The following is a 4,503-nucleotide window of genomic DNA, read 5'->3' on the forward strand; positions in this document are numbered from 1 at the left end:
GTGGCGAGGTCATTCTGGGTGGTGGCGAGCAGGTCGGCGGTCGACTGCAACGACAGCAGGTTCTGGCGCACGGACGCCGAGAGAACAATACCGGACATTGTGTTACCTTTCTGGTAGCGAACAGACTTGGCCTCGATCCTGATTGATCGAGCGTCCGGGCGACGGTGCCGCCAAGCCTCTAACAAAACGTGAAGTGGAATCGTCCCGTTCGCACATTGGTCACCAAGATCGGCGATCGTCGTGCGGCAAGGGCTCAGCGTCGCGCGAAAATGATCTTGAAATCGCTGCTGTTTTACGCGGGCGCGGCCGCCATTAACGAGGCATTAACCCTAATCAGAAAGGATCGCCGGGAATCATCCGGCGATCATTGATCGCATCATGCCCAGAATCGCCGCGACGATTATCTTGGCAGAAGCCGGTAAGGGAGAACGGTCATGGCGTTGAAAGTCGAGCTCAAGCCGCACGAACGGGTCATCATCGGCTCGTGCGTGATCACCAACACCGATCAACGCGCCCGGCTGCTGATCGATGGGGACAACATTCCGATCCTACGCGAGAAGGACATCCTGACGCCGGAGACCGCCGACACTCCGGCGAAGCTCGTCTATCTGGCAGTGCAGTTGATGTACATCTCGCCGGACCCGCAAGGCCAGCACGGCACCTATTTCAACCTCGTGCGCGAGATCGTCACCGCCGTTCCCAGCGCCTGGACCATCATCGAGGAAATCAACAACTTCATCCTCAACGGCGACTTCTACCGGGCGCTCAAGGAAGCCCGCAAGCTGATCGCCTATGAACAGAAGCTCAAGGACCACCACGAGCAGGTCCAGGCCCAGGCCCGCGCGGTCGGCACGGCAGCCTAGCTTCCACATCGCCATCTTTCGTCCAGCGGCGCCGCATCGACCAGCCGAGGTCGATCCGGCGCCGAAATTCCTTGAGCGCCGGCTGATCGCGCGGCGGTAGCCCGCTCACAGCGCGAGCGGCGGCGCCTCGATCTCCGGAGCCTCGCTTGCGCTCGCATGGCGCGCACCGAACTCCAGCACCGCCGCGATCAGGGCGTCGAGATCGCAGGTATCGGTGCGATGATTGACGATGGCGGCACGGATGGCGAGCTGCCCATCAAGCATGGTCGTCGACGGGGCCGATATCCCGGATTCCTGGATATCGATGACGATCTCGCCATTGACGCGGTTCGCATCAGCGGACCGGTAGCGAAAGCAGACGATGTTCAGGTTGACCGGCGCCAGCAATTCGAGCCGCGGCTCGGCCAGAATGCGGGCCTCCAGGTAACCGGCGAGCGCACAAGTCCGCGCGATCATCGCGCCGAGCTTCTCGGTCCCGTAGGTTTTCAGCGTGAACCATGTCTTGAGCGCCCGAAAGCCGCGCGACAGATCGGGACCGAAATCGCACGGCCACAGCGAACCCGCCGCAAGCCCCCTGCTCTCGCGCCGCAAATAGGCCGCTGGCCGGGCGAAAGCCGCGCGGTGCCGCTCGCCATCGCGCACCAGCAGAAAGCCGGCGTCATAGGGCACCTGCCCCCATTTATGGAAATCGAGCGCAATCGAATTGGCCTGTTCGATCCCGCTCAGCAACGGCGCCAGGACCGGCGAGAGCATGCCGAGCGCACCGAACGCGCCGTCGACATGGAACCAGAGGTTTTCCTCGGCGCAGAGCGCGCCGATCGCGGCGAGATCGTCGATCGCACCGATATCGACGGTGCCGGCGGATGCCACCACCAGAAACGGCGTCAAGCCCGCCGCGCGATCGCCGGCAATCCTGGCCCGCAAAGCCGCGACATCGATGCGGTGCGACTGATCGACCTCGACAGAGCGCAAGGCATCACTGCCGAGCCCGGCGATATCCATCGCCTTGGCGATGCAGCCATGCGCCGCTTTCGATGTGTAGGCCGTGAGCGCCGCTTCCTCGTCTCGAACGCCGCGCTGTCTTACGGATGCACCGAGCGCCGCCGTCCGTGCCACCAGCACCGCCATTAGATTGGCCATCGAGGTGCCGGTGACGAAGATGCCGCTGGCGGTACCGGGAAAACCGAACAGCTCGCGCATCCATAGAACGATCTGACGCTCGACCTCGATCGGCACATGATCGCGTCCGCCTAGATTGGCGTTGAGGCCCGCCGCCAGCATTTCCGCGAGCATGCCGACGACGGAGCCCCCGCCATGCACCCAGCCCATGAAACCGGGATGGACGTTGCCGGTCGCATAGGGCGCGATGCAATCGGAGAACTCCCGATAGACGTCATTTAGTTCCGACGGGCTTTTGGGCAGACCGTCGCGAAAACGCGACCGGATCGCGTCCGGAATCGGCTGCCAGACCGGCCGCTCGCGAATGCCCGCGACATGATCGATCATGTCGTCGAGCATGCGATGTCCGAGTGCGCGGACCTCGTTCCAGTCCTTCGGATCGAGGGTCTGGCTCGGCTCGGATTCAAGCCGCGTCTCGCGAAGCGCCCTGGTCATGCCGCCTCTTCGCCCCTCTCGCGCACACGACGCGCAAGCATCGCCACGAACGCGTCGAAGATCCTGCGCATCTGGGGGCCCTTGTAGGGAAACACGTCCGGCGGATCCATGTTGTGAACGACCGCCGTGTTATCGGCTTCGAAGATCAGGAGCGCACCATCCCTGGTTTCAGCGCAATCGATGGTGAAATATTCGAGCCCGATACGCTGCGCCAGCGCGTCAAGCGCTGAGCGATGCCGACGCCCGAAACCGATGTCGAACGTTCGCATGAACGTCTCTTCCTCGAGGCGCTTGCTCGCACTCGCCGACATGTGTGCGTTGAGATACCAGATGTCCCAGCGATCGGCGATCGCCATATGACCCGCATAGGGCCGGCCCTCGATGAAGGCGACGCGATATTTGCGGAACTGGCCGTCCTCGCCGGAATAATCGACGAAGCGCGAGACGAAGAACTCTGCTTCCGGCCGCTCCGCGAGATAGCGGACCATGGCCTGGCGGTCATCGACCTTGGCCAGCCCGACCCCGGCATGCGACCCGCGCGGCCGGATGATGACCGGAAATGCGAGACCGGGCGCGATGCCATCGAACGCATCGGCCGACGGCGAGGCCTGCAGCAGACGTTCCCGGCCGACGGCGAAGGTTGCGGGTATTGCCAGCCCATCGATACCCTGCAGCAGGCGATGCAGCTTGTCGCGATCGAGATTTCCGATCAGCTTTGGCGGATTCAGAAGCGGCCGCGGCCAACGCGTCGCCACGGCCTCGATCGTGCGCAGCGCAGCGCGGCAATCCTCGGAATCCGAGGCGATGACGATGGCGAGGTCGTGATCCGGCAGCGGGTCGAGCAGCTCCGCGCCGGGAAGCAGGTAGAGCGTCGTCAGCTCGACGGCGGACTCCTCCAGAAGGAATTCGATCGGCGTGTTGCTGCCAAGATCGGTTTCGGCGGCGAGTGCCAGAAGTTTTAGGCGCGGCTCCGGCACATGGCAGCGCGTGCCGAACAGCTGATGCGATCTGAGCACGTCGTGCTGAATGGCAAGCCCCGCCGGCTTGTCGCCGAGCAGTTGCGCGATCAAGCCGAGGTCGAGCCCCTCGCCCGCGCTCGCCGTGCCATCAAGAAGCTTGCCGATCAGCTCCCGCCATTTTGGGCGCAGATCCTTGCCATCGAATGCGGCCTTGGCAAGCCGCGCCAATCCAACCTGCTCCGCGCGATCGGCGCGAGCCGCGACCCGTAGCTCCAGCGGCTTAGACTCCATGCGACAACTCCGTCGATCTCAACTCGCCCATACGATCAAGCACCAATTCCAGCTTCGCGAGCAGAGCCGCGATGCGATCCAGTTCACCTTGCAGACGCTGCTGAGCGAGGCCTGGATCAGGCGCCCAGGCCTCTATGACCTGCCGCGCGCCGAGGCAGAGCCGCAGCACCGCCGTCGGTTGCGCGCCATCGACGCGAACAGGTTGTCCGAGAAGGCAGCGGCGGCCCGCAATCTCCTGGTTGCGTGCGCTGCCGACAACGAACTCACGGACATCCCTCGCCAATGCGCGATAGAGAAGCTGGCACTCGTCGGCTGAAATTGGCATCCCGCGCCGGCGGATCATGAACGGAAAGATCGTCGGACAGGAAAACTCTTCGTCGTCGCCGCCGCAGGCGGGGCCGCTGGCCATGACCGGATCAAGCGAGGGCGAGCGCGCCATCAGGCTCTCGACGCCATCATGCAACTGCCTCAGCGCGGATGTCCGAAAGTCGGCGGGGACGCGGTAATATGCGCCGATCTCCTCGAGCGCCGCCTCCCAGCGCAGCCATTGGCCGAGATTGGGGCGGTTTGAAAGCTGCGATCGCAACGTCCACCCTTTCGGCCAGTCGCTTCGGCCAGCGTAGTCTTTCAGGCTATCGGCGAACGCATCGCCGCGTGGACATGGGATGCAGCCGGGAAGGAGCAGCGCACCGCTGAACGCGGGACCGCCAAAGAATTTGGAGCCCGAGATCAGCACCATGTAGCCGCGATCGAGATAGTTTTGGAGTCGCGTACGG

At 63.8% G+C, this 4,503-nt stretch carries 3 protein-coding genes and 1 pseudogene; 1 reads left to right on the plus strand and 3 read right to left on the minus strand.

From position 1 onward, the window contains the following. The first annotated feature begins 434 nt into the window (after positions 1-434). Positions 435-863, plus strand: coding sequence for a flagellar biosynthesis repressor FlbT (gene flbT / locus JOZ76_RS33685; protein WP_291705700.1), 429 nt, complete (start codon positions 435-437; stop codon positions 861-863). A gap of 105 nt (positions 864-968) precedes the next feature. Here the strand turns inward: flbT and JOZ76_RS33690 are convergent, their stop codons facing one another. The 3 genes and pseudogenes from JOZ76_RS33690 to JOZ76_RS33700 form a co-directional block, all read right to left on the minus strand. Further along, positions 969-2,477 carry a pyridoxal phosphate-dependent decarboxylase family protein gene (locus JOZ76_RS33690; RefSeq protein ID WP_291705701.1) on the minus strand — a complete coding sequence of 503 codons (1,509 nt, stop codon included), beginning with the start codon at positions 2,475-2,477 and terminating at the stop codon, positions 969-971. Continuing rightward, positions 2,474-3,664, minus strand: a complete 1,191-nt coding sequence (locus tag JOZ76_RS33695) for an ATP-grasp domain-containing protein (RefSeq protein WP_291705702.1) — start codon at positions 3,662-3,664, stop codon at positions 2,474-2,476. Before JOZ76_RS33695 ends, JOZ76_RS33690 begins: the two co-directional genes overlap by 4 nt. Positions 3,665-3,716: 52 nt before the next feature. Beyond that, a pseudogene (locus JOZ76_RS33700) lies at positions 3,717-4,503 on the minus strand (hypothetical protein); the annotation flags it as partial.

It is taken from the genome of Bradyrhizobium sp. (assembly GCF_019244115.1).
Taxonomy (GTDB): Bacteria; Pseudomonadota; Alphaproteobacteria; order Rhizobiales; family Xanthobacteraceae; genus Bradyrhizobium.

Coding starts and splice junctions, on each gene's coding strand:
- flbT (WP_291705700.1), top strand. CDS start 435: ATGGCGTTGAAAGTCGAGCTCAAGCCGCACGAACGGGTCATCATCGGC.
- JOZ76_RS33690 (WP_291705701.1), bottom strand. CDS start 2,477: ATGACCAGGGCGCTTCGCGAGACGCGGCTTGAATCCGAGCCGAGCCAG.